Annotated in this window: 21 protein-coding genes and 1 pseudogene; 6 read left to right on the forward strand and 16 right to left on the reverse strand. The window is 59.4% G+C overall.

Annotation, left to right across the window (positions count from 1 at the left end):
• Positions 1-8 precede the first annotated feature (8 nt).
• The 13 genes from JKL46_RS10920 to JKL46_RS10980 all read right to left on the reverse strand — a co-directional run bounded on the left by JKL46_RS10920 (position 9) and on the right by JKL46_RS10980 (position 12,561).
• Positions 9-1,076, reverse strand: coding sequence for an ABC transporter substrate-binding protein (locus JKL46_RS10920; protein WP_201832733.1), 1,068 nt, complete (start codon positions 1,074-1,076; stop codon positions 9-11).
• Positions 1,077-1,153: 77 nt separating this feature from the next.
• Positions 1,154-2,260 (reverse strand): LLM class flavin-dependent oxidoreductase, encoded by a 1,107-nt coding sequence (locus JKL46_RS10925; protein WP_201832735.1) that lies wholly within the window; start codon positions 2,258-2,260, stop codon positions 1,154-1,156.
• 21 nt (positions 2,261-2,281) lie between these two features.
• Positions 2,282-3,445, reverse strand: a complete 1,164-nt coding sequence (locus JKL46_RS10930) for an acyl-CoA dehydrogenase family protein (RefSeq protein ID WP_201832737.1) — start codon at positions 3,443-3,445, stop codon at positions 2,282-2,284.
• 450 nt (positions 3,446-3,895) lie between these two features.
• Positions 3,896-4,423: a HupE/UreJ family protein gene (locus JKL46_RS10935; RefSeq protein WP_201832740.1), complete on the reverse strand. Its 528-nt coding sequence runs from the start codon at positions 4,421-4,423 to the stop codon at positions 3,896-3,898.
• Between the two features lie 54 nt (positions 4,424-4,477).
• Complete coding sequence (locus tag JKL46_RS10940; protein ID WP_201832742.1) at positions 4,478-4,987, reverse strand: cupin domain-containing protein; 510 nt, start codon at positions 4,985-4,987, stop codon at positions 4,478-4,480.
• Between the two features lie 28 nt (positions 4,988-5,015).
• Positions 5,016-5,621 (reverse strand): FMN reductase, encoded by a 606-nt coding sequence (gene msuE, locus JKL46_RS10945; RefSeq protein ID WP_201832744.1) that lies wholly within the window; start codon positions 5,619-5,621, stop codon positions 5,016-5,018.
• 97 nt (positions 5,622-5,718) lie between these two features.
• Positions 5,719-6,414: a peroxiredoxin-like family protein gene (locus tag JKL46_RS10950; RefSeq protein WP_201832746.1), complete on the reverse strand. Its 696-nt coding sequence runs from the start codon at positions 6,412-6,414 to the stop codon at positions 5,719-5,721.
• Positions 6,415-6,466: 52 nt separating this feature from the next.
• Positions 6,467-6,880: a 4Fe-4S dicluster domain-containing protein gene (locus JKL46_RS10955; RefSeq protein WP_201832748.1), complete on the reverse strand. Its 414-nt coding sequence runs from the start codon at positions 6,878-6,880 to the stop codon at positions 6,467-6,469.
• Complete coding sequence (locus JKL46_RS10960) at positions 6,877-8,466, reverse strand: FAD-dependent oxidoreductase (RefSeq protein WP_201832750.1); 1,590 nt, start codon at positions 8,464-8,466, stop codon at positions 6,877-6,879. Before JKL46_RS10960 ends, JKL46_RS10955 begins: the two co-directional genes overlap by 4 nt.
• A 63-nt stretch (positions 8,467-8,529) precedes the next feature.
• On the reverse strand, positions 8,530-9,309 hold the full coding sequence (locus JKL46_RS10965) for an ABC transporter ATP-binding protein (RefSeq protein WP_201832752.1): 780 nt from the start codon (positions 9,307-9,309) through the stop codon (positions 8,530-8,532).
• Complete coding sequence (locus tag JKL46_RS10970; protein WP_246529255.1) at positions 9,282-10,178, reverse strand: ABC transporter permease subunit; 897 nt, start codon at positions 10,176-10,178, stop codon at positions 9,282-9,284. Before JKL46_RS10970 ends, JKL46_RS10965 begins: the two co-directional genes overlap by 28 nt.
• A 26-nt stretch (positions 10,179-10,204) precedes the next feature.
• Complete coding sequence (locus tag JKL46_RS10975; protein ID WP_201832754.1) at positions 10,205-11,182, reverse strand: ABC transporter substrate-binding protein; 978 nt, start codon at positions 11,180-11,182, stop codon at positions 10,205-10,207.
• Positions 11,183-11,223: 41 nt separating this feature from the next.
• Complete coding sequence (locus tag JKL46_RS10980; RefSeq protein ID WP_201832756.1) at positions 11,224-12,561, reverse strand: LLM class flavin-dependent oxidoreductase; 1,338 nt, start codon at positions 12,559-12,561, stop codon at positions 11,224-11,226.
• Between the two features lie 746 nt (positions 12,562-13,307).
• On the opposite strand from JKL46_RS10980, the gene JKL46_RS10985 reads away from it, so the two are divergent.
• The 5 genes and pseudogenes from JKL46_RS10985 (at position 13,308) to JKL46_RS11005 (ending at position 18,117) form a co-directional block, all read left to right on the forward strand.
• On the forward strand, positions 13,308-13,493 hold the full coding sequence (locus tag JKL46_RS10985; protein WP_201832759.1) for a hypothetical protein: 186 nt from the start codon (positions 13,308-13,310) through the stop codon (positions 13,491-13,493).
• Between the two features lie 782 nt (positions 13,494-14,275).
• Complete coding sequence (locus JKL46_RS10990; protein ID WP_201832761.1) at positions 14,276-14,437, forward strand: hypothetical protein; 162 nt, start codon at positions 14,276-14,278, stop codon at positions 14,435-14,437.
• Positions 14,438-14,677: 240 nt separating this feature from the next.
• Positions 14,678-15,928, forward strand: a pseudogene (gene glgC / locus JKL46_RS10995) (glucose-1-phosphate adenylyltransferase).
• A gap of 678 nt (positions 15,929-16,606) precedes the next feature.
• Positions 16,607-16,906: a hypothetical protein gene (locus JKL46_RS11000; RefSeq protein WP_201832763.1), complete on the forward strand. Its 300-nt coding sequence runs from the start codon at positions 16,607-16,609 to the stop codon at positions 16,904-16,906.
• Between the two features lie 575 nt (positions 16,907-17,481).
• A complete protein-coding gene (locus JKL46_RS11005) occupies positions 17,482-18,117 on the forward strand; it encodes a helix-turn-helix domain-containing protein (RefSeq protein ID WP_201832766.1) in 636 nt (211 codons plus the stop codon).
• An 81-nt stretch (positions 18,118-18,198) separates the two neighbouring features.
• Here the strand turns inward: JKL46_RS11005 and JKL46_RS11010 are convergent, their stop codons facing one another.
• The 3 genes from JKL46_RS11010 to JKL46_RS11020 form a co-directional block, all read right to left on the reverse strand.
• On the reverse strand, positions 18,199-18,603 hold the full coding sequence (locus tag JKL46_RS11010) for a hypothetical protein (protein ID WP_201832768.1): 405 nt from the start codon (positions 18,601-18,603) through the stop codon (positions 18,199-18,201).
• A 289-nt stretch (positions 18,604-18,892) separates the two neighbouring features.
• Entirely contained in the window at positions 18,893-19,699 is an 807-nt protein-coding gene (locus JKL46_RS11015; RefSeq protein WP_201832770.1) for an alpha/beta hydrolase family protein, read from the reverse strand.
• Positions 19,683-20,792 carry a DUF3182 family protein gene (locus JKL46_RS11020; RefSeq protein WP_246529256.1) on the reverse strand — a complete coding sequence of 370 codons (1,110 nt, stop codon included), beginning with the start codon at positions 20,790-20,792 and terminating at the stop codon, positions 19,683-19,685. The genes JKL46_RS11015 and JKL46_RS11020 overlap by 17 nt, the downstream gene beginning before the upstream one ends.
• A gap of 327 nt (positions 20,793-21,119) precedes the next feature.
• Between JKL46_RS11020 and JKL46_RS11025 the strand changes: the two genes are divergently transcribed.
• The gene (locus JKL46_RS11025; protein ID WP_201832774.1) at positions 21,120-22,433 is read left to right on the forward strand and encodes an LLM class flavin-dependent oxidoreductase; all 1,314 of its coding nucleotides are present in this window, start codon (positions 21,120-21,122) and stop codon (positions 22,431-22,433) included.
• Positions 22,434-22,505 lie beyond the last annotated feature (72 nt).

The following is a 22,505-nucleotide window of genomic DNA, read 5'->3' on the forward strand; positions in this document are numbered from 1 at the left end:
TCCGCTCCTTATGCCGTCAGAACATCGGCGAAGACGCGCTCCGCGAATTTTTCCGGATCGGTCGACTTCTTGAAGACACTGACATCGCGGAGCTCCTGGGCGTACAGTGCGATCTCCTGGCGAAGATCCGCGCCCGTGGGATTGTGACCATGCGTTTGATCGAGCAGCACGCCGACGAGATCCTCGATGCTCTTGTCCTTTGGAGCATTGGGCAAGAACACCCGAGCGGCATCCTCCGGCTTTGCAACGGTCCAATCCTGCGCTTCCAGGAGGGCGCGGGTGAGCGCAGCCGCGGTCGGCTTGTCCTCACGCACCAAACGCCCCGTTAGACCGACAATGCAGCAGACCCGGTTTTCGAAACCGTGATCGAGATTGGACGCAATCTGGAGATACTTTGGGTCTCTGAGCCAGAAGTAGGCTTTTGGGTCGCCGTCCGCGATCGCATCGATCTCCCCCTTCTCGGCTGCGAGCTGCAGCAACTCGCCCGGGTATTGCCGCCATTCCACGTCGGCGACGGGATCTAGCCCTTCCTTGTGCAGCAGGATCGAGAAGAAGTTCTTCCCGGGGCTGGCAAGATCGGAAATACCGATCCTCTTGCCCTTCAACTGGCTGAGATCGGTGATGCCGGCTGACTTCAGCGCCACAAGCCGTGAGCAGCCACCGTGAGTGCCAGCCGTAATCTTGACGTCGAAGCCCTGCTCAAGGGCTTTCAGCCAGCGCAGCGCCATGCCGACGCCCCCATCGGCCTTCCCGGTAGCAATCGCCTCAAGCAACGCTTCCGTCGAGGCGCCGAAATTCACCAGTTCGACGTCGAGGCCGTATTTCTTGAAAATACCATGCTCGAGGGCCACAAACACCGGTGCGAGGCAGATTGCCGTAGCATTCGTCGCAAACTTGATCTTCTTCAGTTGTCCTGCAGCAGGGGCAGATTGCGCGGCAAGGCTGCCGATCGACAGGGCGCCCAGTGGGGCCGCAAGTCCGAGCGCTCCCGCAGCCTTGAGAAAGGTCCGGCGATCGGTTTGGGTGATCGCAGCACCATTCGCTGCCTGGGTCGCAGTCTTATGAATCCAGCTCATTGTCAGTCTCCAATCGTCGGCGTGATGGGTGATTTCACAGTCAATGTGGGTCGGAATGGCTCCGCCCGTCGTCTGTCCTAAGCGGCCGCCTCGCGGGGCGCTGCCTTGTCTCGCTGCGCCACAAGTGCCCGGACCCGCGGGATGAGATCACGGCCGTACTGGAAGGCATCTTCAAGCGGATCGAAGCCGCGAATGAGGAAGGTCGTGATGCCGAGGTTGTAATAGTCAAGCATGGCGTCGGCGACTTGATCGGGCGTCCCTACCAGGGATGTCGAATTGCCGCTAGCACCCGTCAAAGCGGCTATTTCGGTCCACAGGCGCTTATCAAGCCGAGGTCCCTGCGCCGCTGCCGCCAAGAGGCGACGCGATCCCTCGTTCGGCGGCGCCCCGGAACCGTTCTTGATCAGACGCTCACCGCCGGCAGCACGGAGCGCCTTGGCACGCTGCAGGATGCGGTCAGCTTTCGCCCAAGCTGCCTCCTCGGTTTCAGCGAGGACAGGGCGCAGGGAAAGACTGAAGCGAGGAGTCCGCCCAAAAGGGGCCGCGGCCGTGCGGATGCGCTCAATCGTCTGCGCAACTTGTGCGTAGGTTTCACCCCAGAGTGCATAAATGTCAGCGTGCTGGCCTGCCACCGCGAGCGCCGCTTCGGAGGATCCGCCGAAATAGACGGGAATTCCGTCCGGGCCTTGCGGCTTCACCTCGGAGAAGCCACCCACGACTTTGTAGTACCGTCCGTCGTAGTCGAACGGTTTCTGGCTGGTCCATTCCTGCCGGACGATGTCGAGGTATTCGCTGGTGCGAGCATACCGCTCGTCCTTCGTTAGATGATCACCGTCCTGCGCCAGTTCCTGATCGTTTCCGCCGGTGATGATATGGACGGCAATCCGACCGTCACTCAAATGATCGAGGGTCGCCAGTTGCCGTGCCGCAACCGTCGGCGCCGTGAACCCCGGCCTATGAGCGATCATCAGCTTGAGGTCACGTGTGATGGATGTCACATACTGCCCAACCAGAATGCTCTCTGGCGAGGTGGAATGGAATGCCAGCAGCGCCCGGTCGAAGCCTCCATTTTCGTGAATGGCTGCGGCGGCTGCTATGTGCCGACGATCAATGACCGGGCCAGAGCGGGCAATGGCCTCCGATGCATTGAAGTTCCCGATGTAACCGATGAATTCAACTGGCATATGAACCTCCGATGGCGTGGACTAGATGCCCAAGGCGAGTTGGCCGGCACTGGTCCGGGCTGTGTCTTCCTGGGGGCTATGAATGCGACCACACAGAACATCGCGATAATGACGTTCCAGGGGATTGGCGCGCGAAACGCCATGATTGCCCGAGAGCTTCAGTGCTTTCTCGACCGCAGCAATGGCGTTCTCGGTAGTGACCACCTTGATGAGACCGGCCTCCGACTGACTTAAAGGACGTTCCTCATCGACGTCCTTTGCGGCGGATCCAATCAGGCGCCGGTTGACAGCAAGAAGTTCCTCGATATCTCCGACGGCCTGCTGGATGCGGGGTACCGTCGCAAGCGATCGACCAAGGTTGCTGGGAACACGATCCTTTAAGAAGCGCACGAGCCAATCACGTGCCGCTTCAGCGATACCGGTATAGAGCGCTCCAGGCAGTATTCCGAACCAGGACGCTTGTCCCTCCCGGTTGGCCCATTCAGAGGGCGCCCGAATGTCAACGGCATGGTCGAGGGGAACCCGCACCTCGTCAAAGACGACATCGTGGCTTCCCGTCGCACGCATCCCGATCGGATCCCAGGTCCTCTCAACCCGGACCCCTGGGGCTTGCACTGGGACCAGAAAACCTCCGACACGGGGCTCATCCTCGTCGGTTTTCGCCCATACGATGGCCCACGTGAGACCTTCCGCGCCGGTTGAATAGATCTTCCGCCCGCTGATCAGCCACCCGTCGCCAACGCGCCGTGCTGTCGTGTCTGGAAGTCCGCCACGGAGAGGGGTGCCGAGGGCCGGCTCGACACGGAGTGCATTGATCAGTGCGCCACGCTCTATTGCATCGCGGGCCACCGTGCGGACCAGATGCTCCGGCCATCGCCCTTTAGGAAGTTGAGCAAGGTTGATGTATTGCATGATCAGGATCAACGCCGTCGATGGTTCACCCCGTGCGATTTCCCGGATCACCTCGGCGGCCTCTGTGAGACCCGCACCAACGCCGCCCAGGTCAGCAGGCGCAGTCAGTGCGACGAGACCACATTGATGCAGCAGACGGAAGTTTCCGGCCGGGAATGCCCCGGTGAGATCGAGATCAGCCGCACTCTCCGAGAAGATGGACGCCAACCGGATTGCCGTATCGACGGGATTTTCGGACACGGCAACACGGGAGCGCAGTGGAGTCGCTGTCATCGATGAAGTCCTTCGGAATTGACACTCTCGACGGAGCCGAGCGGCTGGCCTTGCCAGCAAGGATGCTAGCAACGCGTTTATACTTGGAATGATTTCGCTCTACTTGGCAGTGCTTGCAGCCAAAACCTTAGATCTAAGGGTGTAGAGAAATGTATGCTTTGTCAAACGAATGTTCTTCTAAAAGAACGATGAAACTGAGCGCTTTTTTCTTTGGCCTGCACGTCGTATGCGCATCTTTAACTCCGACGGGCGAACCCCAGGGATTGCCAGCGAATGGCTGCGATCAGAGATGCAGCTCATGCTGAGAAGCATGGAATCGCCGAGGGATGTTGTGCCTGGTCCAGGACGCCGCCTGCACACGCTCAGTGACAACCGCCTTACGGTACGATCGATGGCGATACATCGTCATGGACCGGTGAGTCGAAACCGGTCCACTCGATCAGGACCCTTCTAACGCCTCGCTGGGTCGGTACGAGAGAGCGCCCAGCCCGCAATACGGGCTCCGAAGACAATGAGAAGGCATGTCGCTGACAGAAAGCCAACGGCGTACAGAATCGGACTGGCTCCCTCCGTCAGTTCCGTCCCATGGGCAAAGCCATGAGCGAGTGCGAACGCAGCGCAAAGCGCGGCCGCGATGGCCGTCGGCGGCTTGACCCGGAAGGCGATGGCTGCCCAAAGCACAGGAATTGAAATGAGGATCCCCGCCTCCGCCATGGGAAGCGCCAGCCCAGTCATCGCAGCCAAGGCGCCTGCAAGCATCGCGACCAGGAAGGAGATGGGGAGCAGGGCAAGCGCACTTTGCCCAAGCAGACGGGCCCACAGTCCCACCGCGACCATCGCCAGTAAGTGATCGGCGCCGGTGAAAGGATGCGCCAGACCACCGAAGAAGCTGGCGCTGCTTCCGATACCGGTATGGGCAAGGGCAGGAGAGGCCGCGAGCGTGGCGACCAGTATCGAAATGAAGCGGAGAGGGTTCATGACATGATCCGACAATGATGCTTTCGGGAATAGCTAGGCTGTAGTGCCCGCCGCTCAGGGCTGCTTGTGAATCGGGTCGACCCAGTAGACCTCTTCCGGCGTTTCGACCGGATCGATATCTGTAATATTGACGACAACAGCTTCATTGTCCGATCGCACGAGAACACACTCGAGCGGCTCGTCGGGACTGGCATTGATCTCTTGATGCGGGACATACGGCGGCACGTAGATAAAGTCTCCTGGCCCTGCTTCCGCCACATACTCGAGATGATCTCCCCAGCGCATTCGAGCGCGGCCGCGCACCACGAAAATGACGCTCTCAAGCTCGCCATGATGATGAACGCCTGTCTTGGCGTTGGCTTGGATCGAAACGGTACCGGCCCATATCTTCTGTGCCCCCACCCGTGCGTGATTGATGGCGGCCTGACGGAACATGCCTGGCGTCTGGGCGGTATTGGAATCGAGCCGGTCGCCTTTGATGACACGGACGCCATCATGCTTCCAGCGCTCCTCGCCATCATGTGAATGGGGTAAATCATCGTGATCGTGGTTATGATGTGTCATGATTATTCTCTTTGCTATCTTTGATGACCTACCCTAGTGCCACTCGTCGAGCGTGGTGCGCCAGTTGAACCGGTTCCCGATCAACGCTGACGGGTCCTGATTGACCGTCAACCAGCCTGACAAGCTGTGTCGCAGCCTCATTCACACGCGACAGGACCTTACTGTCGACGAGCCTTCCGTCCTTAAAGTCAGCATCGCTCGCATAGACGGCAGTGGGCACAGTCAGGGCTGAGAAAAACCCGAAGAGTGGCCGGAGAACATGTTCAACCACGAGGGCATGCCGCGGGCCGCCCCCAGTTGCGGTGATCAGGACCGGCTTTCCGACCAAGGCCAACGGATCAACGAGATCGAAGACATGCTTGAAAAGTCCCGTATAGGCGCCCTTGTAGACGGGTGATCCGATAATCAGCGCGTCGGCTCGTTCGATCGCGTCGACAACCTGTCTGGCTGGGAGAGACAACTCCTGACGGCTCATGGCGGATGCAAGACCCGGGGCGGCGTCAACCACGTCAAAGAGATCGAACCGATGCGGACGGTCAGCCACAACTGCAGAGCCAACCGCTTCGACAAGAGACCTTGTCTTGGAGGGACGGTGCAGGTTTCCCGAAAAACCAGCGATCTGAAGCACGCTCATAGCATTCCTTTTCTGCCGATAACATTCCGCTGAACTAAGACGGCATTGCATCAATGGATCGAACACCTCTTGAAGCTCGGCTCTGACGCCCGGCTCCTTAGCTCTGTGTCACAAGGTTCCTTTGTGCAGCCAAGCCTGCAACAACATCGACAATGGCTTCAGCCTCAGTTCGCACGAGCCAATCCGGGCTTACCTCTGCAAAGCGCACGGTCCGCTCCTCGTCGATCACGATCACAGCAGGCATGGGCAGCTCCCATGTACCGGTCCCGGTGACGTCACCGATAGGCCTGCCTTTCGCGAGTGCGGCCTTTTGAGAGGCTTCGTCGTAGGTGTAGAGAACGTTGAAGCGCCGCGCGAGGCCCGCATCTCTGTCCGATGCAACATCGAAACTCAATCCGTGTGCCCGTTTGATTTCTACGAGACGCTCAGGGACCTGAGGGCTGACAGCAACGAGACGAACGCCAAGGTCGGCGAGGGGGCGGGCAAGGCGCTGCTCGTAGTAGGGCAGGGCAATGTTGCACGCCGGGCAACCTGCAAAGCGGAAGAAGATAAGAACAACCGGACCCGAGGCAACGAGTTCGTCGAGCGAGAGCCTGCCGCCTTCCACATCAAGCAGTTCGAATGGTTCGACAGAGTCGCCAGGTTTGACGATGTTCGCTCGGTTGATTGTCTTGGCGAGCAGACTGCGTTGATTGACATTGATGGCAAGATCCTCAGGCGCCCACGTTGCAACCCGCTCAGCATGAAGGGCTGCGAGACGTCCATTCAGGGTATCGGCATTGGAAGGCGACATATGAATCTCCACGGCACAATGAAGTGTTTGCAGGCATTGAAGGGCCAGAGTTTTAAGGCGACGAGGACCGCTCGCTGCCGGCTTTCGGGGGTTGGCCTCCCTGAGCCGCTTCCTGGCCCACGGCTATAGTCCTGGCGCGCTGGAATACGCTTTCCATCCGCCAGTGCTCGTTGGTGTAACGAGGATCGTCGGCCCATTCATGCCAGCCATGATGACGGCGGAATTCGCCGAGATGGCCTGAAGCGGCGATTGACGCCTCGTCAATGGGGGTTGGCCCCTCACAATCGGGAGCAACGTAGATCGCATCCGGTTGGCAATAAAGTTCGCACATGAAGCACGTCTGGCAGTCGTCCTGTCGAGCAATGCGTGGTGGCGCGCCCGGCACCGCCTCAAGAACGTTGGTCGGGCAGACGGTAACGCACGTATTGCAGCTTGTGCATCGATCCGCGACGATGAGTTCAATCATGACGCGAGCTCCAGTGCTTGCCCTTGGTCGGCTCTGGTCCAGACAGTGTCCAGTCCGCCGACAAGGATGCGGTGATCGAATGCCGCATCGGTCGTTGGCCTGTCCTCCCGCTGATGCATGCCGCGGCTCTCGTCGCGTGCCAATGCCGCAGCCGCACACCACCGAGCCGTGGCGAGCATTGCAGCCACTTCCCGGGACCGAAGCCGACGCTCCCCGACGCCCAGCGCGTGGGCCGAGACATCGCGCCAAACGGACTCCAGGGCGCCAACGGACTGCTTCAGCCGCGGACCATCTCGAAAGATATTCTTGTCGTACGACAGCATTTCGCGCTGGATGAGGGTAACGCACTCCCGCACTGCCACAGTGCCCGCCGAAGCAGTGGGCTCGAGGCCGGCCTGGCCCAACCCCCGCCCGACGGATGCCCGTCCGTTAGCCCGGGCAAACCGTGCCGCACCGGCGCCAGCCCAATGTCCGGACGAAACTGCCCACGCCGAATTGATGTTTCCGCCGCCGGATATGGCTCCGGCAACCAGTTCACGAGTCGCCGCATCGCCGGCCGCATAGAGCCCGGGCACCGAAGTCTGGCAGTCTTCCGTGGTCACTCTGAGACCGCCAATCCCCCTGATTGTCCCCTCGCCATGCAGGGTAATCTCGAACCGATCGCGGTAAGGGTCGATACCCCACCTTCTGAACGGCAGGAGGAAGTTGGGGGAGATGGTCGGCACCTGCGCCCGAATATCCTCCGGCGTGCGATGCAGGTCGCAGAAAACGCGTCCCCGCAACAGGGCACGGGCGAGTGGCCGTGTCGTGTCGGGCCCCGGCGGCATCGGAATGACCGCACCGCTCTCATCGTAGTAGGTCGCAAACGCGTAGGACATCGACCGGGTCATGGTCGATCGCACTGGGGCGACCGTATAGTAGGTCGTGAATTCCATACCCGAGAGTTCCGCCCCTGCTTCAGCAGCCATGAGGTAGCCATCACCGGTGTTCGTGTGCGAGCCCAGCAGGCGTGACAGGAACGATGTGCCTCCGGTTGCAAGGACGACCGCTCCAGCGTGCACCTGCCAATCCTCACCGGTCTGACGCCGAATGCCCCGGGCTCCGGCCACGGACCCATCAGGCCGCTGAAGCAGTTCCAACGCCGGGCTGTGGTCGAGGATAGTGACGCCCAGGCTGTCGACAAGGCTGCGGAGCGCGCGCATGTATTCAGGACCGCGGAGTGCGCGGTACTGAACGACACCGTCCGGGTCCCGCGAGAAGGTGTAGAAGCCCGCGAGGCCCGGGAGGGCCTCCCAGGTCTTATCGAGCGTCCGCGCCATCCAACGCGGGTCATTGAGACTGAGCCCCGTCTTCAGCCTGTTTCGGATGGCGGTCTCGCGAAGCTCGGCGGGATCGGGAGGAATCCACCAGTGACCTGGCCCCGCGGTTGCAGTAACGCCACTTGTGCCACAGTATCCCTTGTCGACAAGGATCACCGAGGCTCCAGCACGACGCGCTGCGGAGGCGGCCCAAGTGCCGGCCAGCCCGCCGCCGATCACCAGCACATCAGCCGTCAAAGCAAGCGTAGGCGGTTTGCCGTATGTCATAACCAAGGATTCCAAACGTCGCATGGGATGACCCGGCTGAGGCTGTCCGCCGGGTTCTTGAGCTCAATGGGGCTGATGCACGCCAAGCCAGCCGAGCAGATTGGCGCGGATGCGGCCGAATTGGGCAGACGCCACGTTGCGTGGACGCGACATCGCGATTGTCTCCTCGTGGGCCAGAACACCGTCCTTCATGACGAGAACGCGGTCAGCCAGGAGAACCGCCTCCTCAACATCGTGGGTCACAAGAAGGACAGCGCAGCGGTGTCGCTGCCAGAGTTCGGCAACGAGTGACTGCGCCTTGATGCGTGTGAGCGCGTCCAACGCCGCAAAGGGCTCGTCGAGCAGCAGCAGGTCCGGCTCACGGACCAGAGCACGGGCAAGCGAGGCGCGCTGCGCCTCGCCACCTGACAGCACTTTTGGCCAGACGTCGGCGCGATGGCCGATGCCGACCTCCTCAAGCGCCGCGATCGCCTTCGTTCGATCCTGTCGGCCGGGGAGGCCAAGGACAACATTGTGCCATACCTTCTTCCACGGCATCAGCCGCGGTGCCTGGAACGCTACTGCTCGCCGCGCCGCGACATCGACCGTACCGGAAATCTCGCGATCGAGGTTCGCCAGAATACGAAGTAACGTGCTCTTGCCGCAGCCGCTCGCCCCGAGGAGGGCGACGAATTCTCCCGGTGCAATATCGAGGTCGAGGTCTTTGAGAACCTCGCGCTCGCCAAATCGACGCGTGAGACCCCGGACCCGGACGGCTTGCGCTCCTCGCAACTGCCGTTGCTGGACCTGGTGCTCGCCGGTCTGCTCGGGCGTGATCAAGTTCCGCTGAACGCCGGTCGCCATGAGAGAAGAACCTTTTCAAGTGTCCTGACTGTAAAATCGACAGCGAGCCCGAGAAGCGCATAGACGACGAGGCACACGACGATGACGTCGGTCTGGAAGAATTCGCGCGCGTTGGCCATGAGATAGCCGATGCCGGCTGTCGCGTTGATCTGCTCGCCAAAAACCAGGGCCAGCCATGCGATACCCAGGGAATATCGCAGGCCGACGAGGGCGTTGGGCAATGCCCCGGGAAGGATCACATGCCAGATCAGGGCGGCTCGCGACAATCCGAGTGTGCGTCCCGCCTCGATCAGCGTGGAATCGACGTTCCGGATGCCGGCGTAGACATTGAGATAGAGTGGAAAGGCGGTGCCAAGGGCAATCAAAGCAATCTTGGGCGCCTCGCCGATTCCGAACCAGATGATCAGCAAAGGGATCAGTGCGACGTTCGGCACGGTTCGCAGCATCTGCACCGTCGCATCGATCAGATCCTCGCCGAGCCGAAACAGGCCGGCGCAAAGGGCCAGCGTCACGCCGACTGAGCCGCCAATCGCAAGGCCGACGAGGGCCCGCATGAGCGAAACCCACATGGCCTGCTGCAACTCACCGGTGGCAATGAGGTTGGCCGCGCTGGAGAAGACTGTGGCTGGTCCGGCCAGGACCTCCTTGGGAAGAAGGCCGGTGACCGATGCCAGATGCCACGCGAGAACAACCAGAACCGGGCCGGAAGCGCGCCGCAGCCATCGCGGCACGCCCTTCGTGGAGACCGAAACCGGCTTGATGCGCTCTCGCAGGATACCCTGACGTCGGGCACCCGTTCCAATCGCTCCTGTGTTCGACGCCGCGACCTGGCCAAATGCGGTATTTATGACGGCTATGTCATCGGTCATTTGAACGCTGCCTCCCGGTCCGTGGGTCAATCGGTCGGAAGACCACGATAGACGTATTCGCTCAGGTTCAACGACCCCGTCAGAACGCCGGCCTCCTTCCAAGTCTCAAAGACGTTCTGAAGGGATGCAGCTAGCGCGTCGTCGACAGGTGTGCGCTGGTAGGCCGCCTCGGACGGATAGAGGCTCTCGACAGTATCCTTGTCCTGCTTGGTGAACTTGGCATAAAAGTCGATATAAGCATTCTTGTTCTCACGAGACCATTGATAGCCTCGCTCGACGCGATCAGCGAAATCCGCAATTGCCGCGACCTTGCGCGGATCGGCAAGGGCGCTATCGGTTGCGCTAAGGATACCATTCCCAGTATTGATGCCCACGCCATCGATCAATTCTGTCGCCTTCAGCGATCCGACGGTTCTGGCGAGGTAGACGCCCCACGTTCCCCAGGCGTCGATGCTTCCGGCCTGAAAGGCGGCGCTCGCGTCCGTCGGCGTTAAAAACGCAAGCTTCACGTCGGATGGCGTAAGGCCAGCCTTTTTGAGAACCCCAAGCACGAGGTAATGCGCGACGCTTCCGCGCGTCGTGGGAGAGATGGTCTTTCCCTTCAGATCGCCAATTGACTTGATCGAGCTTCCAGCCGGTACGATCAGTGAGGATCCAAGGCCGCCGTTCGAAAAGTTGGCGACCACCTTGATCTTCGATCCCCCGGCAATCGCACTCACCGTCGGCGAGTCGGCCGCCGAACCGATATCGGCCGCGTCAGCCTTCAGAGCCTCATGGAGATTGACCGCGGCTGGATACACTGACCATTGGATCTGGTAAGGGACGTCCTTGAGAAGGCCGGCAGCCTCGAGTTTGGCCCGCGTCGCACCAGTTTGGTCACCGACACGCAAGACCACCTTGCTGAGATCCTCAGTGGCTGAGGCCCTCGTGGCAGCGCCGAACATCGATGCCGCAACGAGACCTCCGACGGCCAGTCCAAAGGCACGGCGAGAGAATGTTGTCATGAAAATGGCCTCCTTAGCCAGTTGGCTGGAACGGGAATGCGTCACTCGGCTGCGACGCGCGCGGGCACGGCAGCGTATCGGTTGGCTGGCACTGGAATGCCCAAGTTGCCGCGGAATGTTTCGGCGTCATACTCGGTTCGGTAGAGGCCGCGCTTTTGCAAGATTGGCACCACCGTATCGGCGAAAACCTCCAGCTCCTTCGGCAGCGATACGTTGAAGACAAAGCCATCCGCAGCTTGGTTCGTGAACCAGTTCTCAAATGCGTCGGCAACCTTCTCCGGGGTACCGATAAAGTCAGTTCTGGGCGTCGCGAACCGTCGGGCGACCTGACGGAGGGTGAGGTTTTCCTGCCGCGCGAGTGCCACAATGCGGCTGGACTGGCTTTGATTGCTGTTTGCGCCATGCGCTGCGATGTCTGGGAACGCGCCTTCGAGATCATGCTGAGAGAAGTCGTAGTCATTGAAGGGTCGTCCCAGCAGGGACAGAGCGTTTTCAATCGATGTAAGGTCCGTAAACTCCTGGAACTTGCGTTCAGCCTCGTCCTCAGTCGAGCCGATCACCGGCCTTATGCCCGGAAGGACGAAGAGCTGGTCCGGATCGCGCCCGAATCCGGATGCGCGGCGCTTGACGTCGCGATAATAGGCTTGCGCTTCCGCGAACGTTTCCTGCCCGGCAAAGATCGCATCGGCGCGGCTTGCGGCGAAGTTCTTGCCATCCTCCGATGCTCCGGCCTGAAAGATGACTGGCTGACCTTGGCGCGAGCGGGCGATGTTCAGGGGACCCTTGACCTGGAAGAACTCGCCCTTGTGGTTGAGCTCATGGAGTTTTGCCGGATCGAGAAACACACCACTGGCCTTGTCATGGACCAAGGCATCGTCTTCCCACGAGTCCCACAGGCCCTGCACGACGTCGAGATATTCGGCAGCGAGACGATAGCGAGTGTCATGTGTCAGATGCGAGGCTTTGCTGAAATTGGATGCGCTGCCCTCAAGCCAGGACGTCACAACATTCCAGCCCGCTCTGCCACCGCTGATATGATCAAGCGATGCGAACTGCCGGGCGATATTGTAGGGCTCGCTGTAGCTGACGGTCACCGTCGCGACGAGGCCGATGTGATTCGTGGCGCCGGCCAGCGCCGACAGGATCGTCAGCGGCTCAAACCGGTTCAGGTAATGTGGGCTTGATTTTGCCGTGATGAATACGCTGTCGGCCACGAACAGAAAGTCGAACTTCGCCTTCTCGGCGATCGTAGCTTGCTTCTTATAGTAAGCGAAATTGGTGCTCGCGTTCGGCTGCGCGTCCGGATGTCTCCAGTCACCCCATCCCATGCCGACACCATGCAGCATGAAGCCCAACTTGAGTTGACGATCGGCCGGCATGAATGCGCTCCTGGCGAGGAATGAGTCGTCTGGTGCAGGGCGTTGGTTCCGACCTGCGGGGATAGAACGATCGTTCGCTAAAACGAACCAGAATGCAATAAACTGATGTTCTAAAATTCACGTTCGAGGGAGTATATAATTGCCAGAACGGGCCGCGTACTGGAGAAAATTGGTTTCCCTCAAGAGCGGAACGCTGGTTTCGCAAAGCAGATAGCGAACGTCTGACACAATTAACGAGGCAGATTAAGTCAAGCGCATCCCGCATCGGCCAAATGCAAACCTTTGATACGCCAACTAGGGAATTATCTATCTGCTTCGACAAGCATTAGTGGTTAGAATTTCTTACTGAAGCAATTTTCTCGCACGCCTGGGCTTTGCGGCAAATTGATCTCCATGCTCAAGCTAGTCTTCTAAAAAGAACATTCTCATTGACAGCTTGAGAGGGTGAAAGCAACATACCTGCGCCGTTCGAACAGCTACATGCTCGAACAGCCGCGGTGATTTGAAGTGCACAGCTTGCGCCGCGACAACAAACGCTAAAGCGTCACGATGCGTCCAATACGCCTCGTGATCCGTATAAGGATCGCAGTCATGGTCATTCTCTTGCTGAACGTCATTCTGCACCGCTTGGCACGTTGGGTCCGCGGCGGCAGCGATTGGTGTCGTCGCTAAAAGTACCATCCGACCTCCATCCATGAAAATTCGCATCGCTGCCAGTCTCAGGCTGGCGGCAGGAGACCCACGTCATGTCACATTCCACGCATGTTATCGAAGTTGGGGACGTTACGGCTGGTATCGTCGTTGCGACTGAGGGTGGCTTTCGCTTCTTCGCCGCCGGTCTGGCATTCAAGTCGCTCGATCTGGCGATCTTTCCCTCCATCGCGGATGCCAGCCGGGCCGCTCGCAAAAGGATCGCCAGACGCCGCCCCTGAACAGATCAGTGTAGACCACGCCGCTCAATTGGTTGCGACTCTTGCATTGCGTGTGCAGGCTTGCGCTAAAGTTTCGCGCGTGATGAAAGAGCCGTCCCGGCGGCGTCCTGGCAAACTGCCAAGACAGACCAAGCACCCACAATGACAAGCTTTAACTCAAACGGCGCCGGAGATAGCGATGGATTGCGAGCCAGAATACAACTTATGTCCAAGGTGGTTTCCACTGTTTCTATCGATCATGGGCATTGTCGCCGGGCTTGCTTCTCGCATCGCTGCATGACTTGTTCTTTGGGCAAAAATGCTCGTGCAAGCAATCGTCGGACACCTCGGCTTTCGTCAGCAGCATGATCTCGAAGCGACCGGCTTTGCCTAAGGCGCGTCAATCAACGGGCATATTCCAGCGGTGATCGGGCAGCGGAACGAGCCTGCCGGCGGCGAGATGTGATGACGGTTCGTTTGATGCCATTGCGATCGATCTCGGAACCATGACGGTGTCAGCGCGTTAAGGGCTGGGCCTTATCTGCCACTTGCACCCTTTTGCATCTCACCACATTGATTGAGGCCTATCATCGTGAAGAGCCTTGTCGCCGTGCGGCCTCAAGCCATCGACTTTTGACTGACGGCCGCAGCGTCCGCTGCGACCGCTGCCATCATCATATGCACGCAGCTGACATAGGATGACCGCTTCAGGTTTCCATCAAGCTGTTGATAGCCTTCATAGGCATGGAACTCACCCAGGCCCTCAGGGTGTTGCTCTGATCCATGGATCGGATGTTAGCGCCATGTCCGAGAACAGCGAGCCGTCACCGCGGACCCGAACGACCCTGCTCAAGCTGCGGGCCCGGCAGTGCCGCTTCATTGTCTCCGACGACCGGTTGGGAGCGATCTTCTGCGGAGGCGAGACGCAGGTGGGGTCTAGCTGGTGCCTTGGCATCGTCGCCTGATTTACGTTAGGTCGCTCGCCAATGGATCTCGGGACCCGCCCCGGGACGGGCCTGAATTCGGCACATCCTGACCCAAACGTCGAGGGTGGGTGACACCTCGCTTCCTATCCTGTTGGCGTATCGTCCTACTCTAGCAGATGCCAGCCCTTACCATCGGGAACTTCCACTCACCCTCGTGCATAGAAGCTTAGCGGTCCAGAAGAGCCAGGTGCGACATAAGAGGAAACGCCGATGCCCCAGATGCCTGCCTCTGCCCCTCTCTCCCGCCGCACCATGGCCTATGTCTTGGCTGGCGGGCGCGGTAGCCGTCTCCTCGAATTGACCGACAAACGCGTCAAGCCGGCGGTGTATTTCGGGGCGAAGTCGCGCATCATCGACTTTGCCCTTTCAAACGCGCTGAACTCCGGCATCCGCCACATTGCCGTGGCGACCCAGTACAAGGCCCACAGCCTTATCCGGCACCTCCAGGCCGGCTGGAACTTCTTCCGGCCCGAGCGCAACGAGAGCTTCGACATCCTGCCGGCGAGCCAGCGCGTCTCCGAGACGATGTGGTACGAGGGTACAGCCGATGCGGTCTACCAGAACGTCGACATCATCGAGAGCTATCACCCCGAGTTCGTGGTCATCCTCGCGGGTGATCATATCTACAAAATGGACTACGAAGTCATGCTCCAGCAGCATGTGACCGAGGGAGCCGACGTCACCGTCGGCTGCATCGAGGTGCCGCGTCTGGAGGCGACTGGTTTCGGCGTGATGGCAGTGGACACGCAGGACCGCATAATTTCCTTCCTGGAAAAGCCGAAGGACCCGCCCGGCATGCCGGACAACCCGGAGATGGCCCTGGCCAGCATGGGAATCTATGTCTTCTCGACCCGTGTCCTCGCCGACCAGCTCCGACGGGACGCGTCCCAAGCGGGCTCTAGCCGGGACTTCGGCAAGGACATCATCCCGTATCTAGTCATGCATGGCAAAGCGGTGGCACACCGTTTCACGACCTCCTGCGTGCGCTCTTCCGGCGAAGGGGAGGCTTACTGGCGCGATGTTGGAACGCTCGATGCCTATTGGGCTGCGAATATCGACCTGACGCAGTCAAAGCCACCCCTCGACCTGTATGATGAGGAGTGGCCGATCTGGACCAACGCCGCGATCACACCGCCGGCGAAGGTGACCCATGACGGCCAAAGAGCGGAGGTGACGGACTCCCTGCTGTCCGGCGGCTGCATCGTATCAGGCGCCGTCTTGCGGCGCTCGATGTTGTTCACGCGCACCCGTGTTTGCGCCGGCGCTCATCTGTAGGAGGCGGTCGTGTTGCCTGACGTCGAGATCGGCCGATCGGCCCGGCTGACGAAAGTCATTGTCGACCGCGGCGTGCGGATCCCGGAGGGTCTGGTTGCCGGAGAAGATCCGGATCTTGACGCGCGGCGCTTCCGGCGCACCGACAGCGGTATCTGCCTGATCACGCAGCCGATGGCTGACCGGCTTGAAGCATGAACCCTCGGCGGATTCGCCGGTCGTTGTCCGGCCCATTACTGTTCGGCTGAGAGGCTTGTTCGAGCGACAGAGTGACGAGCTCCATCGCTGTGGCTCGGGCTCAACAAATCGACAATATCTCCAACGATGCCTCAAGCGCTGGCGTGATTGGTCATGTCTGCAGTGCTCTACCCCATTCTGTCAAAGGATCGGTGGGATATCGATCGAGGCGCTGCTACAACCGAAGTCGCCGTGATCGCCTACGTTTTCTTACGTGAGATACCCGGCATCCAAAACCTCCGAAAATTCGTCCCGCCGTGTCAACTTATGCGAGCATCAGTCCGACTGATGTGGACGGTCGGACGCAAGGATGCACATGACGTACCAGCGATCCGCACTTCAGATCATCTTCAGAAAGACAAATCGACTACAGCAAGGCTATTCCGGTTGTAAAGTGCTTAAAATTGAGGCTCAACTTGCCGATATTAGAAGCTGTTGCGAGCAATCCTTTTCCGCGGGATGGCCGTTACTAGCGTGAACTCAGGCCGTTACCATTTCGAGGGCGTCATGGCGTCGGTGTTCAATGAACTCGTCCCCTTGTTAGGGGTCATTTCCATCTTCATCGCTATCTGCTCCCTGGAGGGAGCGTCTTAATTCGAGCCGAAGGCAAGGTCAGCCACCCGCAAATTGTGAACTGTTGTGGAATTCGGCAACTCGGAGGAGCAAGGTGTGGCGGCTCGAGAATCGTACAACGTCTGTCCGGGCGAGGAAACGTCATTATCCTGTATGGATTTGCCGAACGATGAACTCCCACGGCAAGGGCTGATTGATGCGCTAGTCGACCTCGACCTGGAATTTGACCGGGAGCGGGAGGTGCTTAGCCGAAGCTCGCTCGGTGCTGCGCTGAAAGCCCGACTGCTTACAAAGCTTAGGGACCAGTACTGCATCACGCGGCAGCCCTACATGCAGCAACTCGCCGCACTATCAGAACTCGCCTGAAACCAGCTTGGAGCTCTAAACCCCTCCGTCCGGAGGTTCGCAGAGACGACAGCGGACGTTGCTCAAGATGCGCCGGAGCCAACAAACGGAGCGACTGAACACCAGGAACCACCACGCCAAGCTCGACCCGCTCTCCGGAAAACCAGGCGCCGACACATTGTGCGCACTCCGGGCATTCAGAGGTCTAGTTGCATCCAAAACCGGAGTGCCCATGCGCGCGCTGCAGGCGAGGGCGGTTCGTTTTAGCGAACCTTTTGTCGAGGCTCTCAAATACATGGCAAAGCCTTTTGAAACAAAAACTTATCACGTAGATTCAATTCGCAGATCCGCTATATTGACAAATAGTTCTATATATCGGAGTATACGTTTCGTTTGAAGAACGCTTGGGCGGGAACTATGGCAGCGACGGCCGAGATAATAGATCTGAATGAGGTCAGACGCCGACGTCAGGAAGCCATGGCTCCGGTTGAGACAGCGCTGGCCGTTGCGCCGGGAACCTGGGTCACAGTATGGTATTTCGTACCGTTTTGGGTAGGTAATATTTGGGCTGTGAATCGATAAGGTGAGGTGTTGCCGTGGGAGATGTGACCAAAGACCATCTCGGCGGCATAATTCACGAGACCAGTGGCGATCTGGAGAATGAGGCTCACGAGCTTACCGAGATCGTCAGCAGCAATCTGAAACGAGTGCGCCGATCACGCGGTTACTCTCTGGAGCGTCTTGCAAATCTGTCAGGTGTTAGCCGCGCCATGCTGAGCCAGATTGAACTGGGGCGAAGCGTTCCAACAATTTCTTTGTTGTGGAAGGTAGCACGGGCGCTTGACGTCCCATTTGCCGCGTTAACGAGCCCAGGTACCGGCAGTGGCACCGTCGTCATGCGCTCAACGAATGCCAAGATCCTTACCTCCGCCGACCGGAGCTTTACCTCAAGGGCCTTGTTTCCCTTCGAATCGGAGCGGCGTGTCGAGTTCTACAAGTTGACGCTCGCCGCGCGGTCACAAGAAAACGCGGTTGCCCATGCACCGGGCACGCTTGAGAATATCGCCGTTGTCGTCGGCGACGTGGAGATCGAGCTGAACGGTTCCGTTTACAATCTCCACGCGGATGACTCGATCGTCTTCCAAGCCGATGTCCCGCACATTTACCGTAATCCGGGACATGTTATGGCGATCATGTATCTGGTGATGTCATATGTCGAGCCGATTGGGTAGTTCGATCCGCGCGTTGCTGATCTCAGGCAAACGGCGCCGCATCTGGTAGGCAGCGGCACCGCCGTCAGAGGGACTGCGAGCTCAGGCGCTCTTCTTCATGGGCTTGGTCTGCGAGCCCATGGCCGAGCTCATGCCAATCAGCATCATGCCGCCGCACATCATCATGCAGGGCATGCCCATCTCCATCATTTTCATCATGTTCTCGCAGCACATCTTGAACATGTCGGCGGACATGCCTTCCATCGGCATCATGGTGCAGGTCATGGAACCGTCGGCGGCCATTTCGCAGGACATGCGGCACATCATGCCGGGCATCATCCCGCCCATCGGCATCTGAGGCATCATGTTCATCTGAGGCATCATACCGGGCATCATGCCCCCCATCATGGGCATCATCCCACCCATGGGCATCTGAGGCATCATCCCCGGCATCATTCCGCCCATCATAGGCATCATGCCTGGCATCATATTGCCCATCATGGGCATCGCGGCTGAGCTGGTCATCTGTGTCTCTCATCTGCTCGTCAGAAATTCGCCAGCGTTTCCGCTGCGTTGAACAGGAAGATGAACCCTGTGATGCTCGACAGCAACGGATCTCGCAGCTGGGGTCGCCGCTTTCGTCCAATTTATTGGAGGCTCGGGCAGTCGATCAGACAAACCGGCGCTTTATTGGATCCGCCGCAACTTTAGTGGACAATCCTCGCGGGACGTCGTTCAACGAGGCAAGCCTGGGCATATCCTCACCTTTTGAAATCCATGTGAGATATCCTCAGAGTCAGGCGGCCGTTGGCGGGTTCCGTGACGGTGCCGGCTGGAGATGCGTATGCACTTCCGGGGCAGTTCCGCCTTCTCTTGCCCCAAGCACCATCTCGGTGGCCCAGTTGAGCAGCAGGGAGGTATAGGCCTGCTGTGACTTCTCTTCGGAGAGGGCATGATCGGCGCCCTCGATGACCCGGTAGGTTAGCGAGCGAGCACCCTTGAGCGCGGCCAGATAGTTCTCAATGACCGGGTGCGGGATGATGTCGTCGTGCTCCGACTCCACTACCAACACGTCACCCCTGAACGCCGCACAGGCGGACAAGGCCCTGTTCTGGTCAGGCTCCACTCGCCCGCGGCGGTAATCGGCCAAGCCGTATTTCTTCAACTGTTGCTTCGGCAGCGACCAGTCCTCGTCCCGGTAAAGCGCCGGAACGCGCAGCCCGAGCCAGCGCACAGGGCGCCGTGAACTGAGGATTGCCGCCAAATAGCCGCCATAGCTGCTGCCCACCACTGCAATAGCCATCTTGTCGACGGCTCGGTAGCCGGCGAGAGTATCGTAGGCCGCCAGCGCATCCCGCAGGTTGTCTTCGCGGGTCACCGTCTCTTTCTGCACTTCGGTTTCCGCGTGCCCCCGCAGATCAACCGTCAGACACACACAGCCCAAGGCGGCGATCTCACGAGCTCGGGCCAGATACTGCTCCTGGCTCCCACCCCAACCATGGAGAAACAGTACGCCTGGGATGACTGTCGTGGGGGTGAGCAGGGTGCCGTAAATCCGCTGATCATCGACGAGAATGTCGATCCGCTTATCGTGTGTCGTCATCGACTTGAACCACCACGTACTTGGTCAACAATCCGACATGCTCATCCAGCCCGCGAAAGTACACCGTCGCATGGGGTGGCGGACCCTGACTCTCACCATAAACCTCGAAGGTGGATGCGTGCACCACCTGCAAAGCGGGATAAGCCCGGAAGGCTTCAAGGGCGGCTATCTCAGCGCCCGTTGCGCCTCCGATGCGCCAGGATTGCTCCAGTACACCCGAGCGCCACTGACTGTGAGCGTTGACTCCCTGAGCGACATCATAGTTGCGCCGCGAGGCAAACAGCCCCGGGAAGACGCTTGTGGCGGCATCGTAAATCCGGGCCTGCTCCACAGCAATCCGGATGCGGTCGGATAGAGGCAACAGGGCGAGAGCATCGAAATCGCCGCGCACGACCACGAGGTCAGATCCGCCATAGACTTCCTCGCCTGCATTGTCCGTCGTCAAGCGCTGGCTGCCGTAATATGTGGCAGTGAGATCTGCCACCCGCACTTGACCGACGCTGTAGGTGGTCACGGCTGTGAGGTTCTCCTCCAATACCAGGCCAAAATGGGCGAGTTCGTTTGAATCAATGGTGACAAGGGCCTCCGAAAGCTCCGCCCGGTTCCGGATTATTCTTTGCCCACGTCCGGCTGTTGCGGTGACTGGCTTGAGACGAACTGGCCCTTGTTCCAGAAGACGTTCACCCGCGGCATAGGCTTGGTCTGCCGTAAAGACGGAAAACCCTTCAAGCACAGCACTTTGTACTTGCTGGGGAAACGTGTCAGACCAACCCTCGGGAGCAAAGGCACCCTGCTCGATGAGTGGGTGAGTGATCGCTTTGGTGGCTACGAGGGGATGAGGCACAACCCCGCCGAAGAGATCGTGCTCCCCTGTAATCCCAAGCTCAGCTGCCTGCTCCAGGCCGACCAGCGTATTACTCGGGACAAAATAGACCCTGCCGGGATGCTGAAAAGAGCGGTCATATTCGCCCTTATGACTGAATCCCAGCACGCCAGCCAATTGCTTGGCAATGGCCGTCCGAGTGATCCGCTCATGCAGGTCTGCAAACCCGCCTGTTTGCGGCGCGTATTCGACGACGACATCGTGTACCAAGCTTTGCCCCCAGGAAGGTTGACCAGCGTATTGGTCCGGCAGTGCCACTGGCAGAACCAAGCACTTGGTTGGCTCGGAGTTCCTGCCTGGGGACAACGGGGTTAAGGCAAAAGGGGCTTCTGGCCGCAATCTTCCCCGCATCTTCCGAGTCAACTTGACTGATATACAACGGCAATCCAACTTCTGGTTGCTTTCGCGCCAGCTGTCGATCGAGCGTACTGCTGTGGCGGTCGTTTCTTATAGCGAACGTGTCCGTTGACAAGGACCCAAACTAGCGTAGGTTTCGTCCGGTTTACAAAACAGATCGCGCCGACGGAGGGTCTAAGCTTGGCTAGAGAGGAAATGCATCTCGCGGGCTTTCTCATTGCCGGGCCCGTTGTCCATAGCCATAGTTTGTGGCGCAATCCAAAACATGACGTGCCGTTCCTATCGGCGCGCTACTACACGGACATCGCCCAGACGCTGGAACGAGGAAAATTCGACCTCGTCTTCTTCGCCGATCGGCTTGGAATCGCCGACCGCTTCGGGAATGATAAAACGATCGGCATTCGGTATGGCGATCAGGACTCGACCCGGATGGATCCAGTGCCCGTCCTCAGCGCCATATCTGCGGTCACGGAACGGATCGGTTTAGGGGCCACCCGGTCTACCACCTATGACCTGCCGTACCACATCGCGCGGGAGTTCAGGACCCTCGATCACCTCTCTGGCGGACGCGCCGCTTGGAACGTCGTCACGTCGATGAACGACGGGGAGGCGATGAATTTCGGCATCGAGAGCCATCTTGACCATGACCAGCGGTACGATCGCGCCGATGAATTCCTCGAGGTGACCTGCAAGCTTTGGGACAGCTGGGAGCCCGATGCGCTCATCTTGGACGCCGAGAAGGGCATCTATGCTGATCCTGAGAAGGTTCACTACGTCAACTACAACGGCACATACCTCAAATCTCGCGGGCCCCTCAATATCCCGGCCAGTCCGCAGGGACGACCGGTCATCATTCAGGCTGGCTCCTCCGATCGAGGGCGGACGTTCGCAGCCAAGTGGGCCGAAGTGATCTTCAACATCTCACCCAGCACGGAGCTGATGCGTCGCTTCACTCAGAGTGTTCGCGAGGATCTGGCAAAAGCCGGACGCCCTGAGACCTCATGCAAGGTTCTTCCCGCCGTGATGCCGTTCGTAGGCCATACGGAGGCGGAAGCGCGTGAGAAGCGGGACGCCCATAACAGCCTTGTCGAGCCTCTGGTGGGACTGTCGACCCTGTCGGCTCATGCCAATGTCGATCTGTCGACGCTCGATTTGGATGCACCCGTGAGCGAACTTCGCAGTTCCGGCACGCAGGGGAACATCGCCATGGTGTCACGCGTCGCCAAAGAAGAAGGCATGACATTAAGGGATGCCGGGCGCCGATACGGCGAGAGTGTCATGGTCCCACAGCTCTGTGGCACGCCCAAACAGATCGCTGAAGAGCTCGCCGAAACCTTCCGGTCCGGTGCATCAGACGGCTTCGTGATCTCACCGGCCTTCCTGCCGGAATCCTTCACCGAGTTCGTGGATCTGGTTGTGCCTGAACTTCAGCGCCTCCGCGTCTACCGCAAGGACTACAACGGCAGCACCCTTCGCAGCCATCTCGGAATCTAAGCTCCTGTCAGCAGGAATGCTCCCGTTACCCATGCCACGCCTCCGCCTGTGATTGGTCTCGGGCGTGCACAA

The sequence above is a fragment of the Microvirga zambiensis WSM3693 genome, from assembly GCF_016735695.1.
GTDB classification, from domain to species: domain Bacteria; phylum Pseudomonadota; class Alphaproteobacteria; order Rhizobiales; family Beijerinckiaceae; genus Microvirga; species Microvirga zambiensis.